Genomic DNA, 22925 nt, shown 5'->3' with positions numbered 1-22925 from the left:
CCCTTTTTTGTTATGCCTGTTGTCCTCTTTGTCATTTCGAGCGTTTAGCGGGAAATTTCCTTTGCTTTTTGCGGCTTGGTTTGATGAGGTCTCTCACCTCGCTTCGCTTGTTCGAGATGACAAGCCGGGTGCAGGCTGTGCTGTCACAATCAGCCCTCGCTACTTATCACCGGGAAAAAGAAAAGCCGCCTTATTGAGGCGGCTTGGTGTATGTTTAATTGCTTTTGAAGCAAGCACAATTAAGCTTGCACAGCCTTTACTTTTTCAACAATGGCTGCAAAAGCCTCGGGATGATTCATGGCCAAATCAGCCAATACTTTGCGGTTGAGCTGCATGCCCGATTTGTTGTACAAGCCCATGAATTGAGAGTAAGACATGCCATGTTGACGGGCAGCGGCGTTGATACGCATGATCCACAGGCGGCGGAAATCACGCTTACGGCGTTTTCTGTCACGGTAGGCATACTGCCATGCGCGCTCTACTGCGTTCTTCGCTACGGTCCATACATTCTTTCTTCTGCCAAAATAACCTTTGGCAAACTTCAACATTTTTTTGCGACGTGCGCGCGATGCTACGTGGTTTACTGAACGAGGCATAGTTTTTTCCTTTTTTTGGTGAACGGCGATGCCGCTAAGGCATACTTAATACCGGACACCGGGTGAAACATTGAAACCGAATAATGAAATTGTCAATAATGATGTTGCCGGCAGCTTATTGCATTGCCAACAAAGACTTGATACGCGGCATATCGGCCGGGTGCACCAAGGTTGAGTGGGTAAGCTTTCGCTTACGCTTGGTGCTTTTCTTGGTCAAAATGTGGCTTTTGAAAGCGTGCTTACGCTTGATTTTGCCGGTAGCCGTCAGCTTGAAACGCTTCTTGGCTCCTGAGTTGGTTTTTTGCTTTGGCATAACTATTTGATTTTATGCGATAATACTTGAAAAGGAAGGCAAATTTACAAGGAATGAATCAATTACACAAACGGCCATGCATTTTAAAAAAGAGCATGCAGACAATGGCGCCTGCATGCCCTGTATGGGCGAGGGGGGAGAGAGGCGTACTTTTATTCGCTCTCTTTGTCCTCGTCTTTATCTTCCGATTTTTTCTTTTTCTTGGGCAGGGGTGCGAGCATCATAATCATGCGCTTACCTTCCAGCTTAGGCATTTGTTCTACTTTGGCTACGTCTTCCAGTTCAGTAGCCATCTTGAGCAACAATACCTCGCCGCGGTCTTTGAATACGATGCTACGCCCGGCAAAGTGTACATAAGCTTTCACTTTGGCGCCTTCTTCCAGGAAGCTGCGTGCATGTTTTAGTTTGAAGTTGAAATCGTGCTCGTCGGTGTTGGGTCCGAAGCGTATCTCCTTGACGACTACCTTCTGCGCTTTGGCTTTGATTTCCTTCTCGCGCTTCTTTTGTTCATACTTGAACTTAGAGTAGTCGATGACCCGGCAAACAGGCGGGTCGGCGTTGGGGGCTATTTCCACCAAGTCAAGCCCCTGTTGTTCGGCAATCTTGAGGGCTTCCTCAATAGGGTAGATGCCCTGTTCTACGTTATCACCTACCAAACGAACCTCTTTTGCTCGTATTTTTTCGTTGATGCGGTAGGGTTCTTCTTTTTGTACTCTTCCTCCTCTTGGTCTTCTTGATTTTCTACGCATTGTGTGTTTGTAACGTCCTTTAATGTATTTAAATGGTTAAAAATAACTTGTTTTTAACAGTCAAAAATATGGTTCTGCAAGTTTAGAACCAAATGATGAAATTTGCAAGCGTGCCTCCTTTTTCTTGCATCTCTTATTTGACTTTTTAATTTACAAGCTCAATACCTTGCTTTTTCTACCGTAAAAAGTACTAACTTTACCTCACAAAACCAAAAAGAAGAATTCTATGAGACACTTTGTATGTTTGGTAGCTTTATTGGTAGCAGCCCATTGGAGCATGGCTCAGGGTGAATGGGCAGTGGGGGTGCGTGTGCCTGAGCCGGCCGGCTTAAGTGTGAAAAAATACTTGAATGGCGGCAGCAATGCCCTTGAGTTTGGCATTGGCACCTATGGCTATGGCTACGGCTACGGCAGCCGGTATCCGGGCTATAAGGGATACTACAAAAAATATAACAGTGATTATTATTACCGTAGAGGCGGCTTGGTGATTATGGCAGATTATTTATGGCAAAAGCCTATTAGCGGGGTGGATGGCTTGCAGTGGTATGCCGGTCCCGGCTTGCAACTGCGCTCGTTCAACTATCTGTACGACAGCGATGGCGATGGTGACTTAGATACCGAAGGGACGGCATTGGGCTTGGGACCCAACGGCATGGCAGGCTTGGAGTGGTTCTTCCCCCAAGCAGACTTCTTCTCTCTGTTTGTAGATATGGGCATATATCTGGAAATAGCGCCCCGCCCGTGGGTAGCGTTGAATGCAGGCATTGGTTTCCATTTCAACTTTTAAGCATCATATGCACGAAGGGCAGCCGCAGCTGCCCTTTTTTGTTTGGCTTTCTTTTTTGCTTTGAAACAACATAAAACGATTGAGTACTTATGATTTTGTTAGACGGTAAGAAACTATCGGCGGAAATAAAAGCCGAGCTGGCACAAGAAGTACAGCGCATGAAAGAAGCAGGGCAGCGCCCGCCGCATTTAGCAGCTGTGTTGGTGGGCAACGACGGCGCCAGCGAAACCTATGTCGCCAGCAAAGTGAAGCGTTGCCAAGAGGTAGGTTTTGAGTCCACCTTGGTGCGCTTGCCCGGCGATATTGGCGAGGCGGCATTGCTCGAAGAAATAGAAAAGCTGAATGAGAACCCGGCTGTTGATGGATTCATTGTGCAGCTGCCTTTGCCCAAACACATAGACGAAAGCCGGGTGATTCAAGCCATACGTCCCGAAAAAGACGTAGATGGTTTCCATCCTATCAATATAGGGCGCATGGTGAAAGGGCTGCCGGCTTATATTCCTGCCACACCTTTTGGTATTGTAGAAATGCTACGGCGCTACCGGGTGCCCACGGCCGGTAAGCATTGCGTAGTGATTGGGCGTAGCCAAATTGTGGGGATGCCCATGAGTATTTTGATGGCACGCAAAGGCGAGCCGGGAAACTGTACCGTTACAATCTGCCACAGCTATACCAAGAACCTTGCCGATTTTACACGTAGTGCCGACATTATTGTGGCAGCCTTAGGAAAACCGGAGTTTTTAACTGCCGGCATGGTAAAAGAAGGCGCTGTGATTATTGATGTGGGGATCTCGCGGGTGCAGGACCCCGGCGCGCCCAAAGGTTATGTCATCAAAGGGGATGTGAAATTCGATGAGGTGGCACCCAAAGCAAGTTATATTACACCGGTGCCGGGTGGCGTAGGTCTCATGACCGTTGTATCTTTGCTGCATAATACTTTACTGGCAGCACAGAAGAAAATTTATTCATGAGACAACTGTTTAGCACCTCTTTCTTAGAATCTTTTGCCCACCGCTTTGAGGGTATTTATCAAAGCGTGGGCTTTCTACTGCCCGAAATGGCTTTGTTGGCCGGCATCGGCTTGTTGCTGCTGCTGGCGCTGCTTGTGCGTAAGGAGTACTGCATGCGTATTGCTTATTTGGCAGTAGCCGTAACGCTGGTTGCTTTGTTTGCACAGCTTTTTTTTCTTTTACAGCAAAGCCGGAGCTTCACGGGTGATGCGCCTCTTTATCTGATGGCAGACACTTTGGGGCTACGCCACCCTTTGCAAATACAAGGGCGTATCGCTTTGAGTGTAGGCGCCCTGGTGTTTGCGGTCGTTTTTCTGTATGAATTACTGGGGCGCTATTGTAGCGACAGCGTAGAGTATCTGCTGTGGGTATTATCGGCGCTGTTGGGGTTGGACTTGCTCCTGTTAAGTACTCACTTTCTTACCTTTTACATGAGCTTTGAGTTGAGCTCTATTGCTACTTATTTCTTATTGAGCGTGGGGCGGCAGCAAAGACAGCATGAGGCGCTCATGAAGTATGTTTTATTCGGGGCTTTTGCCTCTGCCATGATGCTCTACGGCATTTCTTGGATATATGGATTAAGTGGCAGCCCGGAGTTTAGCCGGCCGGCTTTTTGGGAGCAGTTACATGCAGCCCCCACGCTGTGGTTATATGTTGCATGGGGGCTGTTTGCAGCCGGCCTCTTTTTCAAGTTGAGTCTCGTGCCTTTTCATTTTTGGGCACCCGATGCCTATGAAGGCGCACCTGCCATGAGCCTTGCTTTTGTTTCGGTCATACCCAAAGTGGCATTGCTTGCTTTTGTGATGCTTTTAAACCATCAGATGGCTGCCTTTGCTGCTTTGCAAGACATATGGATGCAGTTGCTCATGCTTGTGGCTTTGGCCTCTTTGCTGTTAGGCAACTTGGTGGCTTTGCGCCAGCACAACTTGAAGCGTTTGCTGGCATATTCTACCATCGCACATATGGGCACCTTATTGCTGCCGGTCATTGCTGCCGGCTATGAGGGTGCCGAAGCAGTGTTTTTGTATTATTGGGCAGTCTATGGGTTGACTGTCTTCCTGACATTTGCCTTGGCAGCACATAACGAAATCAACGAAATTGCCGACTTGCAACAGTTAGGCAATGCCGGTGGTATAGGCACCGCCTGGGGCGTGGCAGCTTTCTCATTGGCCGGCTTGCCGCCTACCGTAGGCTTTTTGGCAAAGCTGGGCGTTTTTGTACACTTTTGGGAAATGGCAGCATCCCGGCCGGCAGCCTTACTGCTTTGGTTAGTGGCTCTGTTGAGTACGGCCATAGCCTTGGCTTATTATATCAAGATTCCCCATGCCATCTTCTTTAAAAAGAAGGAAACGACGAAGCCGCTTGCAGCAGGCAAGGAAGCGGCTTTGTTGCCGGCTATGATTATAGCCGTCCTTTTGGTGGTGGCACTCGCATGGGGCTTCCCTTTTTGATGCCTGCCGTTCTATGAATAGTGTTAAATTTGCATTTAAGCCAACAGAATCAGAACAACATACCTTCAAAAGCTTATGAAAATAGAATTAGGCATACCCAAAGGCACCCGGGACTTTGGACCGGAGCAGGTGGCAAAGCGCCACTACATTATGAATCACATCCGTGAGGTGTTTGAGCTTTTCGGCTTTGAGCCCATAGAAACCCCTGCCATGGAGCTGCTGTCGGTACTTACCGGAAAATATGGCGAAGAGGGCGATCAGCTTTTGTTTCGTGTGCTCAATTCAGGGGATTTTCTGAAGCAGGTATCCGAGGAAGACATTGCAAAAGGCTCGGCTCACTTGGCCAATGTGATTTGTGAAAAAGGGCTGCGCTACGACCTGACCGTGCCTTTTGCCCGTTATGTGGTGATGCATCAGCATGAATTGGCATTTCCCTTTAAGCGTTACCAGATGCAGCCGGTGTGGCGTGGCGACTCCCCTCAAAAGGGGCGTTATCGCGAGTTTTACCAGTGCGATGCCGATGTGGTAGGTACCGATTCACTGCTCTGCGAAGCGGAAATTGTGTTGATGATTACCGAAGTGTTCCGGCGCTTGGGCATTGAAGACTACACCATCAAAATCAACCACCGCGAGCTGTTGCGTGCCATGAGTGAATGGATTGGCGCTGCCGGACAAGAGCAGGCGCTCTGTGTGGCTATTGACAAGCTGGATAAAATAGGGCAAGAGGGAGTGGTGCGTGAACTGCAAACCCGCGGCTTTGAACAAACGCAAATAGAGCAACTCTTGCCTCTGTTTGAAATGCAGGGCAGCTATCCGGATTTGCTTCGCCATTTCGAAGGGCAATTGGGGCATTTGCCCTCGGCAAAAAAAGCCATAGAAGACCTGAAAGAAATACAAAACCTGCTTGAAGAAACTGCCGGGCAGCCCGTAACATCCTTCCCGCTGATGTTGGATCCAACCTTGGCGCGTGGTCTTTCGTACTATACGGGAGCTATTTTTGAAGTAAAAGTCAACAATGTGGCCATTGGCAGTGTGAGCGGCGGCGGGCGCTACGACAACCTGACCGGCACTTTTGGCAAAGAAGGGCTAACAGGCGTTGGTTTCTCTTTTGGGCTGGACCGTTTGTACGACGTGATGGAAGCCCTCGATCTTTTCCCGCAGGATACCCGTGCCGGCGTGGATGTGATGCTGGCACACTTCGATGCCGAATCACGAAAAGGCGTGCTTCCTTTATTGCAACAATTGCGCAGGGCAGGCATCAAGGCGGAGTTGTACCCGCAGCCCGATAAGGTAAAGAAGCAGATGAAATATGCCAACAAAAAGGGAACGCCTTGGGTGCTGCTGGCAGGAAGCGAAGAATTACAAAAACAAAGCGTGCAATTGAAACATATGCATAGTGGCGAACAGCTGGAGATAGCTGTGAGTGAAATAGTTGGATTTTTGAAACAAAAATTGTATAATCGTTAATTATGTTTTTATAGAATCGCTACTTTTTGGGTCTTATGCAAAAGACTTTGAATCATGTATATGGTGAGCTGCTTAACCGCTTTGTGCTTCTGGCAGAACTGACCCCCGAAGGCGAGCTGTTGTCTGCCAATGACCGCTTATTGCACTTTTTGCAAATAGAGTCAACGGCCCGGGAGCAGCCACAGCCTTTGTCGCTGTGGTTGCTGAACCCTGTGGAGCTGTCGCATGCCTTGGCTCAGGTGCAAAACAAAGGCGAGTGGCAAGGGCAGTGGACCTTCAAAGTAGGTGAGCAGCTTACCAATGCGGCGGTAACACTTGGCAGGCTCGAAGAGGCAGCCAAGCGCATTTACATGATTGCGCACCCGCTTTCGCCTTCTCAACAGCTCTTGGAGCGTTTCCGGGCAGTGCTCGACGAAACCACCGACCTCATCATCGTGGTAGATGCAGCCACCGGGCGCATCATCGATGCCAACGAAACCGCCGTGCAGCAGCTGGGATTTAGCCGGCTGGTGCTCTTGAAGCGTCATTTGTATCAAATAGATTCCTCATTCCCTTTGTACACGACCACGACTCAGTGGCAGGCTTTCGTAGATGGCTTGCGCCGGGAGCCGCAGCAGCGCCGCAGTGTGCGCACCTCCTTGCGATTGACACCCGACGAAACTCTGGATGTGGATGCTACTTTGAAACTCGAGCGCTACCTCGACCAAGAGTATATTATCGTGATAGCGCGGGATATCAGCGAGCAAGTAGCGCTGGAGAAAAAGCTGGATTCAAAAGAAAAGTTTTTCGAAACGCTCATCGAAAGCACAGAAGATACGCTGCTATTGGTAGATAAAGAAGGCTTTATTCTATATGCTTCGCCTTCTTGTTTTAAGCAATGGGGCTACACCGTTGAGGAGCTCACAGGGCAGAGTATTCAAAAGCTGGTGCATCCTGATGACAGCGATTTCTTCGAAAAAGTGTTTAAGGAAATTGCTTCCACGCCAAAAAAACTTTTCAAACTTACCTACCGCTCCTTACACAAGGAAGGCTATTACAACTGGCTGGAAGCCCAAGCCAAAAATTTGATTCGTGAGGAAGCCATTGGGGCTATTCTGTTCAGTGCCCACAACGTAACCAATCAGGTGTTGGCAGAAGAACGCATCATTCAGGCACTGCAACAGGCCGAACGCCTGAACCAAGAACTGGAACAGCACAAAGCAGAGTTGATTGCCAGCCAGGAAGAGCTACGGCAAACCAACGAAATGCTTGAAAAAAACAATGCTGAGCTCAAAAAAATAAACCAAGAACTGGACCGCTTTGTATATAGCGCTTCACATGATTTGCGCGCCCCTATAGCCTCGGCATTGGGAGTGATTACCGTCTGCAAGATGCTTGACGACATCGACCAAATTAAATATTATTTGGATTTGCAGGAAAAGGGGCTGAAAAAGCTGGATAGCTTCATTCAAGACATTCTTGATTACTCGCGCAATGCCCGCCTTGAGGTGCAGCGCGAAGAAATTGACTTGCAGGCCCTCATCAAGGGGGTGTTCGAGCAGTATGCTTATATGGAAAACGCCGAACGTATCGACAAGCAGGTGCATATAGAAGCCCCGGTGCCTTTCTTCTCGGACCGGCGCCGCTTAACCATCATACTCAACAACCTGATATCGAATGCCATCCGTTATAGCTCTTCCCGAAGAGAACACCCTTATATCAAAGTAAGCATTAAAATAACGGAAAATGAAGGCGAATTTATCATAGAGGACAATGGCATTGGCATAGAAGAGAAACACTTGCCGCGTATTTTTGAAATGTTTTACCGGGCTACGCAAGATCAAGCCGGCTCGGGCTTGGGACTTTACATTGTAAAAGAAACCATCGATAAACTGAGGGGGCAAATCTCCTTGAAGTCTAAATACGGAAAGGGTACCACCTTCCGCTTTGTGGTGCCTAACCTTTTGAACCAAACCCCGCAAGCCACTTAAACCATTTGCTTGTTATGCCATCTTTTCCGACCCACCGCAAAGAGAGCTGGAAAACACGCCGTTTTCGCTGGATGATGAACTGCTTTCCTACTTATTTTGGTACAGGGGGGCGCATCCTGTTTATTTCTTCCGACTGGAAGGAAATACATATCCGGCTTTCACTCAACCTCTTTACCTACAATTATGTAGGCGTGGTGTATGGCGGCAGCATATACTCAGCCATGGACCCTTTCTACATGTTGCAGCTGATTCATATTCTGGGCAAAGAATACGTGGTATGGGACAAGGCGGCAAACATCCGTTTCCTGCGTCCCATCAAAAAGAAAGTGTATGCCCGCTTTTTAATAGACGACCTGCTCATAGAGAAAATCAAGCAGCAGGTAGCACAAACACAGGAAATGGAAATTACCTTGCCCGTAGAGTGGACAGACAAAGAAGGAAATGTCTATGCTCATATAGACAAGGTGCTCTACATTGCCTCTAAGGAATACTACAAACAAAAGCGCAGCCGCAAGCAGACTGCCAAGCCGGCTTAAAGGGAAATAGGTATATTTGCCACAAAAAACGGATGATTCAAAAGCAACTTTTAGAGCGTTTTCCGCGTATTGTGCTGGCTTCGGCTTCGCCCCGTCGCCGTCAACTGATGCAGGCACTCGATATCCCCTTTATTGTAGATGTGCGCCATAGCGAGGAATTCGTGCCCGAAGGCACGGAGCCTTCGAAGGTAGCCGCCTATTTGGCAAGACAGAAAGCAGCTGCTTTTGTGCCTATACCCGCCGATACGCTGGTGATTACAGCCGATACGGTAGTGATTCATCAAGGCGAAGTGCTGGGCAAGCCCGCCGATGTGATAGAGGCAGCACGCATGTTGCGTCGTCTGTCGGGGCAGCAGCATGAAGTCATCACCGCCGTATGTCTGGCTACTGCCGAAGGAAGCCGTGTTATCCAAGACAGTACACAAGTCTATTTCCGTGAAATGGAAGACAACGAAATAGCATATTACATAGCGCAGTATAAGCCCTATGACAAAGCGGGCAGTTATGGTGCGCAAGACTGGCTGGGCATGGCATTTATTGAGCGCATCGAAGGGTCTTACTTCAATGTGATGGGCTTGCCTACTCATAAGCTATATGCGGCACTTAAAAGCATGTTGTAAGCTGCCCGGTGCAAAGGCAGCAGCCATTGCCTATGCCTTGTTTTATGTGGCGTGGCATATGTGGACGTTGCCCTATGCGCCGCTGCCTTGGTTCGATGAGGTGGTGTTTGCATCTATCAGCCGCCATTGGATAGAAAGCGCCTCATTGGTGCCTGGCGTAACTTCGGCAGCCTTGCATGGCCTGCCATTCAAAATTTACGGCTTTGTGAGCTTCACCATTCATGGCATAAGCATGCAGCTTTTGCCGCTACCTTTGGGCTACCGGCTGCCCACCTTCTTGTTTGGCTGCTTGCTTTTGCTTTTGTGCCGTCACTTGTTCGGCTTGCCGTGGTGGATGTTACTTGTCTTTTCCCTTGATCCTTTCCTGCAGCTTTCCATGCACGAAGGGCGCATGGACCTGGAGGCTGTTTTCTGGAGTTTAAGTGCATGGTACTTCCTTGGTCGCACAGGGGAAAGCCGGCATTCCTCTTGGATGGCAGGTGTCATGGCGCTGCTTGCCATACTGACAACGCCGCGCTCGTTTGTGTTGTTGCTGCCGCCTGCATTCATCGCACTGAGGCGGGGCGAATGGCGTTTTTTCTTGCCACTGTGCGGGGGCTATGCCCTTTGGGTATTGTGGGCTTTTGGTTCGCCACGGGCATGGCTCAATCATTATCTATATGATTTTGCGCTGCTGAAAAACTATGTGGGCAATAGCGGCTATGTACCCAGGCATGAATATCTTTTGATAGGAAGTGTGTGCTTATCGGCGGTACTTTATTTTGCCGGCAGGCGTCGGCTTCCCAAAGAACCGCTTTTTGTTGCTTCTGTAAGCAGTATTTTAACTTTTTATCTGGTGGTTTTTGACTATGGTCCGTATTCCGTCTTTATTTTACCGCTTTATTACTACCTTCTTTTTTTCTTTTTGCAAGCTGCAAACAAACGCCTGCGCAGCCTTGTACTGGGATGTTTGTTGCTGTTTAATTTGGGCTATACGTTTGCCAAGCAAGTGCAGGTATTTATGTCTTTACCCATGCGCGATTACCGTTCCTTTCATGCTTTCGTGTGCCGGCATATACCGCCCGGCAGCAAGGTGGTGAGCGAGCCCATGCCTTATTATGCTCTTTTGGAAGCCGGTGCCGACTTGCAACTCATGGACTACTACAACACTACCGAAGAGCGGGAGCGGATTCATAGAGAAGAGTATAGGGCTGAATACATGATTGTTACAGATCATTTGGCGTGGCGTAAAGCCGGAATAGTGGCTTTATACCGGGCAAAAGCAAATTGGCAGCCCATTGCCCGCTATGAGCGGCGGGCATCTGCTTGGCTCGCAGAATGGGAGCGCTTCTTTCGCCTGTCTTCTACTGAACGCACGGGCTATAACTGCACCATCTACCGGCGGCGCTTTTGACGCCGCTTGTTTACTTTATCCTTAGAGGGGGGCGGAGCCTGGTGTGCCGCTGTTGTGTCGTTTGCATGTTGCCGGCGGCGATAGGCATAGCCAAAAAAAGAAGCCAGCATAAGCATGAAAACCCAATAGTTTTCGGCAAAGCGCCCCAAGAACACTTCATATATGCCAATGATAAGCAGCGCCACCGAAAGCGAAAGCAAAAGTGTATCTATGAGTTTCATAAAATATCAATTTCAAAAAAGCCGTCGTCGGCTTCTTCGTCCTGATTGCTTTCCAGATAGACTTCCAGCAGACCTTCGGGCAGGCGCACGTGCAGAGACTGTTTGTCGCGGTCCACACGCAAAATAAAGGCATCGTGAATGGGAATGAGCACTTCTTTGCCCCGGTATATCATGGAAATAAGAACATTGCTTTCCAGGTCATAAATGGTATTGACCGTGCCCAAGGCTCCTCTTTCTTCATCGATGATTTGAAATCCGATGACTTCATGGTAGTAAAAAGCATTTTCGCCTTCAAGTGGGGGAAGCATCGAAAGGGGCAGGTACAGCTTGCTTTTGGCCAAGGTTTCGGCTTGGTCTATGTGGTCGATGCCGGCAAGCTTCACAATCACGCGGTTGCGCTTATGCATGAGCGGATGCACATACTCTACTTTGTAGGGTATGAGGCTGCCGAAGCGCTCTACCCACAAGGTGTCTATGTTTTCGTATTGGCTCAAATCGTCCACATCGAACAGGGCTTGCAGTTCGCCGGCCAAGCCGTGTGCTTTGGTCAGGTAGCCCAACACAAAGCAGTCGTCTATGGTCATGGTTTTTGGTTTTTTAGGTGTTTCAAAAAAGGAGAAAGCGGCTTACTAACATAGCAAACCGCCCTCCGGTTGAAATGGTTTCAAGCGTAGAACAAGCAATTGTCTTATTCTGCGTTGTTTTCGGTGTTTTCCTCAGAAGCTGCGTTTTCTTCTTCAGCAGGTGCAGCGGCTTCTTCAGCAGCTTTGCGTTTGGCTTCAATAGCCTTCGCACGCTCTTCTTTGATTTTAGCCTCTGCTTCAAGCTGTGCTTTTTTGGCGGCTTCTTTTTGCTGTGCCAAACGGGTCTTCTTGCCTTCGATCTTAGCTTCTTTGGCTTGCAACCACTCTTGGTAGCGCTTGTCTGCTTCTTCACGCGTGATAGCGCCTTTGCGGATACCTACTTCGAGGTGCTTACGCAGCAAAATACCGCGGTATTTCAGCATGCGGCGCACGGTCTCGGTAGGTTGTGCCCCTTTCAGCAACCAATCGAGGATGCGTTCTTCATCCAATACGATGGTGGCGGGGTCAGTTAAGGGGTTGTAACGCCCTACTTTCTCGATGAATTTACCGTCACGCGGTGCTCGAGAATCAGCTACGACTACGTCGTACATCGGTTTTTTCTTGCGTCCACGACGCGCCAAACGGATACGTACTGCCATTGTTTTTTGTTTTGGTTCAACCTTTGATAGAACACGTCTATCGGTTTTCGAGTGCACAAAGATAGTGTATAGCCTTGATTTTTACAAAAAAGCTCTGCTTTTATGCGCTTTGTTTGTGGCAACCGGCAGAGCGTTTTGTGTCATACCCGGCGCTTCGTTTTTCCACGAAAAACACAAGCCGAAACATTTAAAACTGCCAAATATTCATTAACTTTGCCTATTCAAGCCAAAGAAGAGAAACCTTTTATTTTCGGTTGAAGCAGTATGAAGAATATCCGTAACTTTTGCATCATAGCCCACATTGACCACGGCAAAAGCACCCTTGCCGACCGCCTGTTGGAATATACCCAAACAGTAGATCAGCGTAAGATGCAGGCGCAGGTGCTCGACAGCATGGATCTGGAGCGGGAGCGTGGCATCACCATCAAGAGCCACGCCATTCAAATGAAATACAACTACAAGGGTGAAACCTACACCTTGAACCTGATTGACACGCCCGGGCACGTGGACTTCTCTTATGAAGTGTCGCGCTCTATTGCCGCTTGCGAAGGCGCCCTGTTGGTGGTAGATGCTGCACAAGGCATTGAGGCACAAACCATTTCCAACCTCTATTTGGCCATAGAACACGACCTGGAAATCATTCCGGTCATCAATAAAATAGACCTGCCGGCGGCCAATCCGGAAGTGGTAGGCGACGAAATCATTGACTTGATAGGCTGCAAGCGTGAAGATATTATCCTGGCATCAGCCAAGGAAGGCATTGGCATAGAAGCCATTCTGGAAGCCATCGTAGAACGCATACCTGCCCCCGAAGGCGACCCGGAAGCCCCTTTGCAAGCCTTGATTTTCGACTCAGTATTCAACCCTTACCGGGGGGTGGAGGTTATCTTCCGCGTATATAACGGGCGCATTCGCAAGGGCGACAAAGTGAAGTTCTGGGCAACCGGGCGCGAGTATGAAGTGGAAGAGGTCGGTATCTTGCGTTTGGAAAAAGAGCCGCGCGACTACATAGAGGCCGGTGACGTAGGCTATTTGGTGTCAGGCATCAAGCAGGCAAAAGAGGTAAAAGTGGGCGACACCATCACCACGGTGCAAAAGCCCTGCGAGGCACCTATCAAAGGTTTTAAAGAAGTGAAGCCGATGGTCTTTGCCGGTATCTACCCGGTGGAGAGCAGCGAATTTGAAGAGCTGCGCGAAGCTATGGAGAAGCTGCAGCTCAACGATGCCGCCTTGGTGTGGGAGCCCGAGACCTCTGCCGCTTTGGGTTTTGGCTTCCGTTGCGGTTTCTTGGGAATGCTACACATGGAGATAGTACAGGAGCGCCTGGAGCGCGAGTTCGACATGACGGTGATTACTACGGTGCCGTCGGTGAAGTATCATGCTTATACTACCCGCGGAGAGCTGGTAGAAGTAAGTGCCCCTTCGGAAATGCCCGACCCGGCTCTGCTCGACCATATAGAAGAGCCTTTCGTGAAGGTGCAAATCATTACGAAGGCGGAGTTTGTAGGTAACATCATGACTTTGTGTCTGGAGCGCCGTGGCATTCTCAAACAACAGAATTACCTGACCACCGACCGCGTGGAGCTTATATTTGAAATGCCTTTGGCAGAAATTATTTTCGACTTTTTCGACAAACTCAAGACCATTTCACGTGGCTACGCTTCGTTGGATTATGAGTTTTTGGGGTACCGCGAATCCAAACTGGTGAAGCTCGATATCCTGCTCAATGGTGAGCGGGTCGATGCCCTTTCGGCTATTGTACACCGCGACAAAGCTTATGACTGGGGCAAGCGCTTGTGTGAAAAACTGAAAGAGCTGTTGCCGCGTCAGCAGTTCGAAATTGCCATACAGGCAGCCATAGGCACCAAGGTGATTGCCCGTGAGACCGTGAAGGCATTGCGCAAAAACGTATTGGCGAAGTGCTACGGTGGTGACATCACCCGTAAACGAAAGCTGCTTGAAAAGCAAAAGAAAGGGAAAAAACGCATGCGTCAAATAGGCAGGGTGGAAGTGCCGCAAGAAGCTTTTATGGCGGTATTGAAACTTGACCAGTAAAAAAATTGCTTATGGAATAGCGGGCAGTACACTGTTTGTGTGCTGCCCTTTTTGTTTGTGCTTCGTTGTGCAAAAAACGCTCTTTGCTTACCGGCGCAGCATGCCCTTGAGCAGCTCGCGCAGAATAACAGCACTCTTTTTATGAAAGAAGAAAAGCGGCGAAATACGCAGGGCTTTGAGGTAATAGCGAAACGCTTTTGCCGGATGCTTGCCCAGTGCCAGATGAAGCGCCAGATAAGCATAAGCATGTGTGCGGAAACGTCGCAGGTAAGAAGCAGGCAATGCGCGCACGGCTTCGTCGGCTTCTACGTAGCGCATGCAGGCAAGCAAGCGCGCTTCCAGACGTGCCGCATTCACCTCCATGACACTGCGGGCATCGTGCTGCATCATGCAAGCCACCACTTCATTGGCATAGGGGAGGGGGTAGCGCGCTGCCAAGCGCAGCCACAGTTCCCAGTCTTCGCTGCCGGCAAGGGTGCGGTCTTCTTGAAACGGATGCTTCAGGGCAATATCGCGGCGCACAAAAACAGCAATGCAACTAAGCAGGTTGCCGGCAAACAGCTGCTCTGCGAGATTGCCCTTGCGTTTGGCTTGTGAGCTTAGCAGGCGCCCGTTTTCGTCCCTGATTTCATAGGCTAAGGCAAACCAGGCGCAGTTTTGATGCCGTTGCAGAAAAGCATGGGCGGCAGACAGACAATGAGGGTAATACAGGTCGTCGGAGTCCAGAAAAGTGACATAACTGCCCTGCGCCTGTCGTACACCGAAATTACGGGCGGCAGCCCGTTCCCCATTTTCCTTATAAAAATAGCGGACACGTGGTTCGCGCTGCTCATAGGGTGCTACCACTTCGCGTGTGTGGTCGGTGCTGCCGTCGTCCACGACAATCACCTCAAAGTCCTGAAAGTCCTGTGCCAGCACACTGTCGAGCGTGCGGGCAAGAAACGAAGCCCTGTTGTAAGTGGGTATAATCACGGAAAAAAGCATGCCTACTCTTCTTCATCGTGGAGAGGTGCGCCGCCTTTGGCTAAGCGTTTGAACTCGTTGGGCTCAAAAACAAAACTTTGGTTCACTTCTTCGATGAATTGAAGGATTTCGTCCCTTCCGCTGCCATCTACTGCCGAGGTAATGAAACAGGGCGGCAACTCTTCCCACATTTGCAAGAGGGCGCGGCGATAGCGGGCAAAGTTCGATTGCTGTTGATTACGCGAGAGCTTATCGGCTTTGGTGAAAACAAAAGCCAAAGGCAGGCCGGCACTGCCCAGACGCTCAATCATCTCCAGGTCGATGGCTTGCGGCTCTAAACGCAAGTCCATGAGAATGAAAGTGCACATGAGATTGGGGCGTTGGGTGAGGTAGTCGTTGATTATCTTTTGCCAGGCAGCCCGCTCCTGCTTGCTCACTTTGGCGTAGCCATAGCCCGGCAAGTCTGCCAAATACCAGCGTTCATCCACTAAAAAATGGTTGATAAGCCGGGTTTTACCGGGTTGCGCCGAGGTGGCTGCCAAATTCTTGCGTTGCACCAGCATGTTAATAAGCGAAGACTTGCCCACATTGGAACGCCCAAGGAAGGCATATTCCGGCTTATCGGGGAAAGGGCAGTCTTCTACTTTCTTGCTGCTTTTTATGAAAGTTGCTTTCATTGTGCTTCTTGGTCTTTTTGCGACATCATGTAATCCATCAACGCTTCGATACCACCTTGCAGGTTCAGCACTGTTTGAAAGCCACATTGAAGCAATAGTTTTTGCGCCTGATAGCCGCGCATGCCTGAGCGGCAGTGCACTATCACTTCCTTGTCCCGCCATGTGTTTATCTCATCGAGGCGAAAGAGCAGCTCGGGCAAAGGAATGTGCTTGGCTTCGGGTAGATGGTATTCTTCATACTCCCACCTTTCCCGCACATCTAAAACATACAGCGGGCTTTGGCTTTGCCGGCGTCGACAAAACTCATCTACTTCTATACAGGGTAGTTGGTTGTTCATGCAGACAGGTATTTGGGCTCTGTGCAAAGATAGAAATTTACGGCTTTTCATAACAAGCTGTTATAAGAAGGGAACCCACTTAGGGCAATTTGTTTACAAAGCATAGCCTGTCATCTCGAACGAGCGTAGGCATGTCATTCCTCACCTCTCACACGCAGCTTGTCATTTCGAAGCTCACGCAGTGAGATGAGAAATCTCATCAAACCAAGCCACAAGAAAGCAAAGAGATTTCTCGCTTGCACTCGAAATGACAAAAGGGGAAAGCTCGAAACGACAAAGGGGAAAACCCGAAACGGCAAGAGGCATCGAAATAACAAAAAAGGAGGCACCCGCAAGAACAAAGAGAGCACTTGAAAAAACAAAAACCAAAGGAAAGGTTTGCCGGATCAAGCTACGTGCGCGTGTTGCGGGAAGGCGACATCCAAACAGGCAGGGCAACGAAAACACCAAAGAGCGAAAACAAAAGCCCCCCGATGGAACCAATTGCCAGCGAAAACCAGAAAATCTCTTGGTCGCCTTCGCTCAGGAAAGGCACCAGCCCCATGACCGTGGAAAAGGTGGTAATTAAGACAGGCACGGACTTGTGCCATACGGCACGGCAAACACGGCGCAGCCGATTGCCTGCACGCAACTGATTGTATTCATTCAGTATGAAAATGGCGGCATTCACCACCAAACCACCCAGCAAGACAAAAGCAGCATAGCCCCCTTGGTCAAAAGAGAAGTCGCCCCATGCAAATATCAAAAACAGACCAATGAAAGACAGCGGCACGGTGACGATGATGTAAAAAGGTTTGCGAAAGCTTTCAAACAAAATGGCACAAATCACATAGACAACGCCCAGCAGAAGCAGCAAGACGGTATAGGAACGCTTGTTTTGCTGACTGAAAATATAAAAAGCGAAATCGTCTTTTTCTATGCTGAAGCCGGGCGGCAGCACCTTGCGGTATTGCTCAATGCAGCGCTGCAGATAGCGTTCACCGAAGGTATAGGAACCGTAATATTCAAAACCAATGATGCGTATGTATTGCCGGTTTTCTTTGTAGATGGCATCGTTGAGTTTTTCGAATTGCAGACGGCTGAAAAGCTCCGGGCGGATGCTTTGGTTCTGCTTCAGCTGAATATTTTGCTTCTGCAGGTCGTAGGTAGAGAACCGTGCGGCGTCTTTTTCCCGGAAGAACACCGGCACATAGTCGCCCTCATAAGAAACATATGATTGTGCATAAGGGGCAAGGCTGTACAAGGCAATGCCTTCGAGCAGCTCTCTGTTGGAAAGCCCCGCTTGCGCCAGTTGTCCGGTGTACAGGTGCAGCCGGAAAGCTTCGGTGTTTTCATCGCCATAATTCAAGCGCTCGTTCAGGTTGAGGTCTTTCACACGGGGATGTCTCTGCAAAAGAACAGCAAACTTTTGGGCTTGTTCATAGAGTTTGTCGTAATGATACCCGGTCATGCGTACACGCATTTGGCGCATCTGCTCGCCGGTGATGTTGCTAAATCCTTCGCCCACGCCATGTATCGACCACCCCGCACCTGCCCAATCGAGCGATTGTTTGATGAGCTGCGACTTAAGCATATAGGGCAAGCCGGTGTTTTCGTATTCCGGTTTGAAATAAATGACAATGCGGGCATACTGCCCTGAGTAAATGTTGGTTACGAATTTATCGATGCCCCCGACACCCGACAGGTATTGTTCCACTTTCTCAATGATGGCATTCATCTGTTGAGGTGTGGTGCCAAAAGGCATGCGGGCATATACCGACAGATAGGTGCGTTCCAATGAGCGGAAGGCCGCTTTTTCATACACCTCCCGCATGAACAAACGCAAGGCGCCCCCCAGCACTTTATCCACATAGGGGCGTATGTTCTCGAGGTAGTATTCATTGCCCAGCAGGCGGTTGTACCAGTCCCAGCCTTTGATTTCGGTAGGCAACATAAATACAGGCGTGCCGAACATCAAAACCACGCCCAAGGTGAATGCTTTTTTGTGTGCTGCCAGCCATGCAATCAGGCGTTCGTAGCGCAGAAAGCGTTGGTAGCGTTGCCGTTGTTTCCGGAAAGCAGGGTGCTTGCGCTTTGCTTTGGACTGTAAGAACAAGCCGTAAGCTGCCGGTGTAAAGAACAGCGCTACCACCAGCGAGAGCCCCAAGCTGACAATAATCACCCATGCAAAGTCGATGAGTTGTATGCGTTGGCTTTCAGGAAGCAGCCACACCAGTCCCAAAGCAGCCATGGTGGTAGCCGTAGCCCCCAGCAGCCCCAAGAAAGCGTGCGTGTTGCCTTTCGTTTTCAGGTGGTCGAGCATCACCACGGCATTGTCGAGCAGCATGCCGAACGAGAGCGTAAGCCCTGCCAGTGAGTAAATGTGCACTTCAATACCCAACAGGTAAATGAGGGCGAAAGTCAATGACAGGTTGATGAAAACACCGCCCAGCAATACCAGCAGGTAGCGCCAGTCGCGGTAAATAAGCAGGATAATCAACAGCAAGATAGCCACAGACAAACCGGTGCGGTATTGAATTTTTTGCAGCTCTTCGCGCATTTTTTCGGTACGGTCATCTTCGAGCACTACGCGAAAGCCTTCGGGCAGGCGTTTTGCCAGCCGCTCGATACGGTTGCGCACCTGTTCGGCAAGCACCAAAGTGTTTACATCCGGGCGGGCATATACGAGCAAGCGCACCGCATTCTTTCCGTTGATGCGGAAATAGCGGCGTGCTTCTTCTTCTTCCCTATAGAGCTTTGCAAAAAAACCGAAGCGCATGCCCGGGCGCAGCTCGCTTTGTTCGATGTCGTGAAGCGACTGCGGCAGCATGAGCACTTCCATATAGAAACGCTGCTGTTGAGGACTTTCGTAGATGCCCACGAACTGCCGTTCAAAGAAACGCTGCAGATGCTGTTGCAGGTCGCTTACCTTCAGCCCGTAGGCAAGCAGCCGTTGGGCGTCATATTCCACGGTCAGCTGCAGGGGGCGTGCCCCGTAAATATCCATGCGTTCGATTTCGCGGACAGACGAAAGCGGCCGCTTGATTTGCTCTTCGATGGTTTTTTGAATGAAAGCCGGTGCAAGAGGTGCATAAACAGAATAGACCAGCAGGGGGCTGCGTTTTTCATCTTCTTCACTTGCCGAGGGATAAACCTGCGGATAACTTGCATTGGGCGGCAATTGTGGATAAAGCTGCCGGATAAGGTTGCTTACTTCGAAGCGTTTGAAGTCCAAATCTGTTTTTTCATTGAAATAAAGCGTGATGCTGCCACCATTGTAACGCGACACCGACTCCATCTTTTCCACTTCGCTGATATTGGAAAGCATGTTTTCAAGCGGGGCGGTAATTTTTTGCTCTACCACTTCGGGCGGTGCCTGCGGCAAGCCATAGCTGATGTAGAGCGTAGGCTTACGCAGCGAGGGGGCGTACTTTACGCTTATGTAGGGCAGACTCAGCAAAGACAACAGCGCCAGCACAACAAACACAAATACGAGGCGAAACGGGCTCATTGTCCATGTTTTTTTGTTCCGGGAAATGAGGCGGCTTTTGACTTGCGGGCGGTTAGTGCCCGGTACATCAGCGGCACGAAGAAAAGGGAGATAAAGCTTCCGATGCTTAAGCCCCCGATGATGGCCAACACAAAAGGACGCTGCAGGTCGCCTGCCATGCTGCTGTCAAAAAGGAAAGGCGTCAGCGCCAAAATGTTGGTGAGCGAAGTCATGAAAATGGGCTTGAAGGTAATTTCACCGGCTTTGGCAATGGCTTCGTCCAAGGGCATGCTTTGGCGCAGGCGGTTGATGGCGTCTATTTTCAAGATGGATTCGTTGTCTATGATACCCAGCATCACCACCAGGCCAATGGCAGCCATGATATTGAGGCTTTCGCCTGCCAGCCATAAGAGCAAGAAGCTGCCCGTGAAGCCAAGCGGCAAAGTGAAAATCACGATGAGCGGCTGCCGCAACGACTCAAACTCTATGCTCAGGATGAAATAAAGTAACAAAACCGAAAGCGCAAGAATAAACAGCATGCGCCCGATATTTTGCCGGTTGTCGTAGTGTTGCCCGCTGAAATCGACACGCAGGCGATAGGCTTGTGCCAGGCGGCTGCTGAGGGCTTCGGCAGCGTCTATGGGCAAGGCGGCATTGGTAGCATGCAAAGCGTGGTAAATGCCGGCACGGTCAGCGGTAAGGCTGCGGTGCGTTTGCCCGGTGTGTATATCCACGAATAAAGACAGGGGATAGCGGCGCAGGCTATCGACGACCACATAGCTTTTATGTAACTTTTCGTGGAAGTCGTTGCCACGATAGGCTACCACAATGGGCACCGCTTCGTTGAAGTCGTGCAAATAGTCTGCGGTATTTTCTGCGAAAGTGGCTTTGAGCGTTTGCAGCAACTGTTGGTAATGCACGCCATAGCGTTGCAGTGCTTGTTGGCGCACTTCCACAGAAACGAGCGTATGCGCTTCCATGCCGGCATCTGCTTGCCAGCCGCCTTGTGGAAGCTGTGCGCGCAAGCTGTCGGCAATGCGCTGCAGTTGTCCTATGGGCACAGGCTCGCTGCCACGCAGCGAACGAAAGCGGGCACTCCAGTAGGGCTTATCTGACCGGAAGAGCATGTCGAAGATGTTGGGGGCTTCGCCAAGATGCACCGATGCGCCGGGATAATAGCGGCTGAAATATTGGCTTAGCAGTTGTTCAAACTGTTTGCGCTCTTGGTAGGTGTTAAACAGAAAGTAAATGGTTGCCTGCTGGGCAGTGGCGTTGGCTGTTTGCATCAAATATTGCATTTGCCCTATATCGCTTTCGCTCAGGTGGTAGTGTTTCGAGAACTGCCGCAGCAGTGCTTCCACCCGGCGCCGGTTTTCATTGGCCGAGAGCGGTTCGTTCCATTCTATATGCACGCTCATGTCTTTGCGTTTGAGTGTGGGCATACCTTCTATGGGCAGCAGGAAAGCAATGCCCAAGCCTGCCACACCTGCCACCAGCAGGGTGGGGAATACCAGCCGCCGCCGGGCAAGACACCAATGGTAAAGTTTTTTATAGCCTCTGAGTGCCCAAAGATAAAGCCGGTTGTCTTCGCGCGGCAGTTGGTTGCTGTTGCGGAAAAGCAAAAGATACAGCAAAGGAAGCAGGAAAAAAGACACCAGCAAGGAAGTAAACAGGATAGCACCCACTGCCACCGCTTGGTCGTAGCTGAGGGCACCGCTCAGCCCATCCAGAAACACCAAGGGAATGAAAACGGCTTGTGTCGTAAGCGCCGAGCTCACCAAGGGGGCTACCATTTCGGAAGTGCCCTTCACACAGCTTTCGAGCAGCGGCATGCCTGCCTTGCGCATCTTGCCTATGTGGTCGAAGATGATGATGGCGTTGTCGATGGTCATGCCCAGGCCGAGCGTGAGCCCTGCCAGCGAAATCACATTCAAAGACACATCGAACAGGTAAAAAACCGAAAAGCTCATGATGAGAGAGGTAGGCAGCACCACGCCTATGAGAAAAGGCACCCGGTAGTTGCCGATAAAGAGCAGCAGCACCAGAAAGGCGCCAATGCCCCCGAAGAGCAGGTCGTTCTTCAGGTTGGAAATGCTCATGTCCAGCACTTCGTATTGCGACTGCGTGAGGGTAAAATCAAGGTTGGGGTAGTCGTGGCGCAGCTCTACGAGCAAGGTGTCGAGTGTTTGCATGACTTCCGGCATGCGGGCACTGCTCTGCTTGTGTATATTGATGACGACGCCTTCTTTTAAATTGAAAAGATGAAAGCCTTTGGGCGTTTCTACCGAATCGACAATATGCGCCAGCTCGCCCAGCTGCAGTACTTGCTGCCCGGCAGTTTGTATGGGCAACCGGCGGAGGCTTTCAACGTCTTGCAAGGGGGCACCAATACGCAGATAATAGCGGTAATTGCCGTCACGTATGGAAATGGAGGTCAATTCGCCGTTGTTTTGTTTGATGGTTTGTATGAGCTGCTGCTCGTCGATGCGGTGCGCCATGAGCTTTTCTCTTTGTGGAAACACCCACAGGCTGCGACGATACAAACCGTTGAGGTCAACCATTGCCACGCCGGGCAGCGCTTCGATGCGCTTCTTCAATACCTTTTCTGCCATGTCGGACAGCTGCGCTGCCGAACCGCCTGTTTGTGTGTGGCGGTAGGTAACCTGCAGGCGGGCAATGGGCACGTCGGTCGTGTTGAGGCGCACCACCTGCGGGCGTTCCAAGTGACGGGGCAGGTGGCTGCCAAGGTGGTCAATGACTTCATTGGCTTCGATGAAGGCGAGGTCCATATTGGTGCCATAGTCGAAGAAGAGCAGCAGGCGCCCACTTTCTTCTTCGGCTTGGCTTTCTATTTCGCGCAGGTGTTGCAGCGTGAGCATGTTTTCGCGCAGCAGCCGCAGCACCTGTTGTTCTACTTCCCGGGGCGAAGCGCCGGGATAACGGACCTTCACCACCATTTGGGGCACATCTATGTCGGGCAGCAGCGATACCGGCAGCTGCAAGAAGGCTACTATGCTAAAAATAACCACCACGGTACTGACCATGAGTACCGCAATGGGGCGTTGGAAAAGGTAGCTGAACATGCCAA

The 22925-nt window shown here is 50.2% G+C and carries 20 protein-coding genes; 9 read left to right on the top strand and 11 right to left on the bottom strand.

Features of this window, described 5'->3' with window-relative positions; genetic code table 11:
• Window positions 1-239 precede the first annotated feature (239 nt).
• The 3 genes from rplT to infC all read right to left on the bottom strand — a co-directional run bounded on the left by rplT (window position 240) and on the right by infC (window position 1658).
• Complete coding sequence (gene rplT, locus QVE43_RS04545; RefSeq protein WP_288004635.1) at window positions 240-596, bottom strand: 50S ribosomal protein L20; 357 nt, start codon at window positions 594-596, stop codon at window positions 240-242.
• 115 nt (window positions 597-711) lie between these two features.
• Complete coding sequence (rpmI, locus tag QVE43_RS04540; protein WP_288004634.1) at window positions 712-909, bottom strand: 50S ribosomal protein L35; 198 nt, start codon at window positions 907-909, stop codon at window positions 712-714.
• A 152-nt stretch (window positions 910-1061) separates the two neighbouring features.
• Window positions 1062-1658, bottom strand: a complete 597-nt coding sequence (gene infC / locus QVE43_RS04535; RefSeq protein ID WP_288004632.1) for a translation initiation factor IF-3 — start codon at window positions 1656-1658, stop codon at window positions 1062-1064.
• Window positions 1659-1884: 226 nt separating this feature from the next.
• Here infC and QVE43_RS04530 point away from each other — a divergent pair, with 226 nt between their 5' ends.
• The 8 genes from QVE43_RS04530 to QVE43_RS04495 all read left to right on the top strand — a co-directional run bounded on the left by QVE43_RS04530 (window position 1885) and on the right by QVE43_RS04495 (window position 10892).
• Window positions 1885-2445 (top strand): hypothetical protein, encoded by a 561-nt coding sequence (locus QVE43_RS04530; protein ID WP_288004631.1) that lies wholly within the window; start codon window positions 1885-1887, stop codon window positions 2443-2445.
• Window positions 2446-2534: 89 nt separating this feature from the next.
• Window positions 2535-3416 (top strand): bifunctional 5,10-methylenetetrahydrofolate dehydrogenase/5,10-methenyltetrahydrofolate cyclohydrolase, encoded by an 882-nt coding sequence (locus QVE43_RS04525; protein ID WP_288004630.1) that lies wholly within the window; start codon window positions 2535-2537, stop codon window positions 3414-3416.
• On the top strand, window positions 3413-4906 hold the full coding sequence (locus tag QVE43_RS04520) for an NADH-quinone oxidoreductase subunit N (protein WP_288004629.1): 1494 nt from the start codon (window positions 3413-3415) through the stop codon (window positions 4904-4906). The genes QVE43_RS04525 and QVE43_RS04520 overlap by 4 nt, the downstream gene beginning before the upstream one ends.
• Before the next feature lie 75 nt (window positions 4907-4981).
• Window positions 4982-6373: a histidine--tRNA ligase gene (gene hisS / locus QVE43_RS04515; RefSeq protein WP_288004627.1), complete on the top strand. Its 1392-nt coding sequence runs from the start codon at window positions 4982-4984 to the stop codon at window positions 6371-6373.
• Between the two features lie 47 nt (window positions 6374-6420).
• Window positions 6421-8343: an ATP-binding protein gene (locus tag QVE43_RS04510; RefSeq protein WP_288004626.1), complete on the top strand. Its 1923-nt coding sequence runs from the start codon at window positions 6421-6423 to the stop codon at window positions 8341-8343.
• 14 nt (window positions 8344-8357) lie between these two features.
• On the top strand, window positions 8358-8879 hold the full coding sequence (locus tag QVE43_RS04505) for a DUF4442 domain-containing protein (RefSeq protein WP_288004624.1): 522 nt from the start codon (window positions 8358-8360) through the stop codon (window positions 8877-8879).
• A 32-nt stretch (window positions 8880-8911) separates the two neighbouring features.
• The gene (locus QVE43_RS04500) at window positions 8912-9499 is read left to right on the top strand and encodes a Maf family nucleotide pyrophosphatase (protein ID WP_288004622.1); all 588 of its coding nucleotides are present in this window, start codon (window positions 8912-8914) and stop codon (window positions 9497-9499) included.
• Window positions 9474-10892 carry a hypothetical protein gene (locus QVE43_RS04495; RefSeq protein WP_288004620.1) on the top strand — a complete coding sequence of 473 codons (1419 nt, stop codon included), beginning with the start codon at window positions 9474-9476 and terminating at the stop codon, window positions 10890-10892. Before QVE43_RS04500 ends, QVE43_RS04495 begins: the two co-directional genes overlap by 26 nt.
• Here QVE43_RS04495 and QVE43_RS04490 read toward each other — a convergent pair.
• The 3 genes from QVE43_RS04490 to QVE43_RS04480 form a co-directional block, all read right to left on the bottom strand.
• Entirely contained in the window at window positions 10874-11113 is a 240-nt protein-coding gene (locus QVE43_RS04490; RefSeq protein WP_288004619.1) for a hypothetical protein, read from the bottom strand. The two genes, QVE43_RS04495 and QVE43_RS04490, sit on opposite strands and share 19 nt — an antisense overlap.
• Window positions 11110-11697 (bottom strand): ribosome maturation factor RimM, encoded by a 588-nt coding sequence (rimM, locus tag QVE43_RS04485; protein ID WP_288004618.1) that lies wholly within the window; start codon window positions 11695-11697, stop codon window positions 11110-11112. The genes QVE43_RS04490 and rimM overlap by 4 nt, the downstream gene beginning before the upstream one ends.
• Window positions 11698-11801: 104 nt before the next feature.
• Entirely contained in the window at window positions 11802-12335 is a 534-nt protein-coding gene (locus QVE43_RS04480; protein ID WP_288004617.1) for a 30S ribosomal protein S16, read from the bottom strand.
• A 264-nt stretch (window positions 12336-12599) separates the two neighbouring features.
• Here QVE43_RS04480 and lepA point away from each other — a divergent pair, with 264 nt between their 5' ends.
• Window positions 12600-14390, top strand: a complete 1791-nt coding sequence (lepA, locus tag QVE43_RS04475; RefSeq protein ID WP_288004615.1) for a translation elongation factor 4 — start codon at window positions 12600-12602, stop codon at window positions 14388-14390.
• 87 nt (window positions 14391-14477) lie between these two features.
• Here the strand turns inward: lepA and QVE43_RS04470 are convergent, their stop codons facing one another.
• The 5 genes from QVE43_RS04470 to QVE43_RS04450 all read right to left on the bottom strand — a co-directional run bounded on the left by QVE43_RS04470 (window position 14478) and on the right by QVE43_RS04450 (window position 22920).
• On the bottom strand, window positions 14478-15374 hold the full coding sequence (locus QVE43_RS04470) for a glycosyltransferase (RefSeq protein ID WP_288004613.1): 897 nt from the start codon (window positions 15372-15374) through the stop codon (window positions 14478-14480).
• Window positions 15375-15376: 2 nt separating this feature from the next.
• Window positions 15377-16030, bottom strand: a complete 654-nt coding sequence (gene yihA, locus QVE43_RS04465; RefSeq protein WP_288004612.1) for a ribosome biogenesis GTP-binding protein YihA/YsxC — start codon at window positions 16028-16030, stop codon at window positions 15377-15379.
• Entirely contained in the window at window positions 16027-16368 is a 342-nt protein-coding gene (locus QVE43_RS04460) for a rhodanese-like domain-containing protein (protein WP_288004610.1), read from the bottom strand. The genes yihA and QVE43_RS04460 overlap by 4 nt, the downstream gene beginning before the upstream one ends.
• Before the next feature lie 391 nt (window positions 16369-16759).
• The gene (locus tag QVE43_RS04455; RefSeq protein ID WP_288004609.1) at window positions 16760-19858 is read right to left on the bottom strand and encodes an efflux RND transporter permease subunit; all 3099 of its coding nucleotides are present in this window, start codon (window positions 19856-19858) and stop codon (window positions 16760-16762) included.
• Complete coding sequence (locus QVE43_RS04450; RefSeq protein WP_288004607.1) at window positions 19855-22920, bottom strand: efflux RND transporter permease subunit; 3066 nt, start codon at window positions 22918-22920, stop codon at window positions 19855-19857. The genes QVE43_RS04455 and QVE43_RS04450 overlap by 4 nt, the downstream gene beginning before the upstream one ends.
• Between the last annotated feature and the right edge of the window lie 5 nt (window positions 22921-22925).

It is taken from the genome of Thermonema sp. (genome assembly GCF_026003375.1).
GTDB classification, from domain to species: Bacteria; Bacteroidota; Bacteroidia; order Cytophagales; family Thermonemataceae; genus Thermonema; species Thermonema rossianum.
The sequence above is the reverse complement of the archived record's forward strand: the minus strand, read 5'-3'. Positions and strand labels throughout refer to the sequence as shown.

Excerpts from the sequence above, each read along its gene's own strand:
- rplT (WP_288004635.1), bottom strand. The coding sequence starts at position 596 with ATGCCTCGTTCAGTAAACCACGTAGCATCGCGCGCACGTCGCAAAAAA.
- rpmI (WP_288004634.1), bottom strand. The coding sequence starts at position 909 with ATGCCAAAGCAAAAAACCAACTCAGGAGCCAAGAAGCGTTTCAAGCTG.
- infC (WP_288004632.1), bottom strand. The coding sequence starts at position 1,658 with ATGCGTAGAAAATCAAGAAGACCAAGAGGAGGAAGAGTACAAAAAGAA.
- QVE43_RS04530 (WP_288004631.1), top strand. The coding sequence starts at position 1,885 with ATGAGACACTTTGTATGTTTGGTAGCTTTATTGGTAGCAGCCCATTGG.
- QVE43_RS04525 (WP_288004630.1), top strand. The coding sequence starts at position 2,535 with ATGATTTTGTTAGACGGTAAGAAACTATCGGCGGAAATAAAAGCCGAG.
- QVE43_RS04520 (WP_288004629.1), top strand. The coding sequence starts at position 3,413 with ATGAGACAACTGTTTAGCACCTCTTTCTTAGAATCTTTTGCCCACCGC.
- hisS (WP_288004627.1), top strand. The coding sequence starts at position 4,982 with ATGAAAATAGAATTAGGCATACCCAAAGGCACCCGGGACTTTGGACCG.
- QVE43_RS04505 (WP_288004624.1), top strand. The coding sequence starts at position 8,358 with ATGCCATCTTTTCCGACCCACCGCAAAGAGAGCTGGAAAACACGCCGT.
- QVE43_RS04500 (WP_288004622.1), top strand. The coding sequence starts at position 8,912 with ATGATTCAAAAGCAACTTTTAGAGCGTTTTCCGCGTATTGTGCTGGCT.
- QVE43_RS04495 (WP_288004620.1), top strand. The coding sequence starts at position 9,474 with ATGCGGCACTTAAAAGCATGTTGTAAGCTGCCCGGTGCAAAGGCAGCA.
- QVE43_RS04490 (WP_288004619.1), bottom strand. The coding sequence starts at position 11,113 with ATGAAACTCATAGATACACTTTTGCTTTCGCTTTCGGTGGCGCTGCTT.
- rimM (WP_288004618.1), bottom strand. The coding sequence starts at position 11,697 with ATGACCATAGACGACTGCTTTGTGTTGGGCTACCTGACCAAAGCACAC.
- QVE43_RS04480 (WP_288004617.1), bottom strand. The coding sequence starts at position 12,335 with ATGGCAGTACGTATCCGTTTGGCGCGTCGTGGACGCAAGAAAAAACCG.
- lepA (WP_288004615.1), top strand. The coding sequence starts at position 12,600 with ATGAAGAATATCCGTAACTTTTGCATCATAGCCCACATTGACCACGGC.
- QVE43_RS04470 (WP_288004613.1), bottom strand. The coding sequence starts at position 15,374 with ATGCTTTTTTCCGTGATTATACCCACTTACAACAGGGCTTCGTTTCTT.
- yihA (WP_288004612.1), bottom strand. The coding sequence starts at position 16,030 with ATGAAAGCAACTTTCATAAAAAGCAGCAAGAAAGTAGAAGACTGCCCT.
- QVE43_RS04460 (WP_288004610.1), bottom strand. The coding sequence starts at position 16,368 with ATGAACAACCAACTACCCTGTATAGAAGTAGATGAGTTTTGTCGACGC.
- QVE43_RS04455 (WP_288004609.1), bottom strand. The coding sequence starts at position 19,858 with ATGAGCCCGTTTCGCCTCGTATTTGTGTTTGTTGTGCTGGCGCTGTTG.
- QVE43_RS04450 (WP_288004607.1), bottom strand. The coding sequence starts at position 22,920 with ATGTTCAGCTACCTTTTCCAACGCCCCATTGCGGTACTCATGGTCAGT.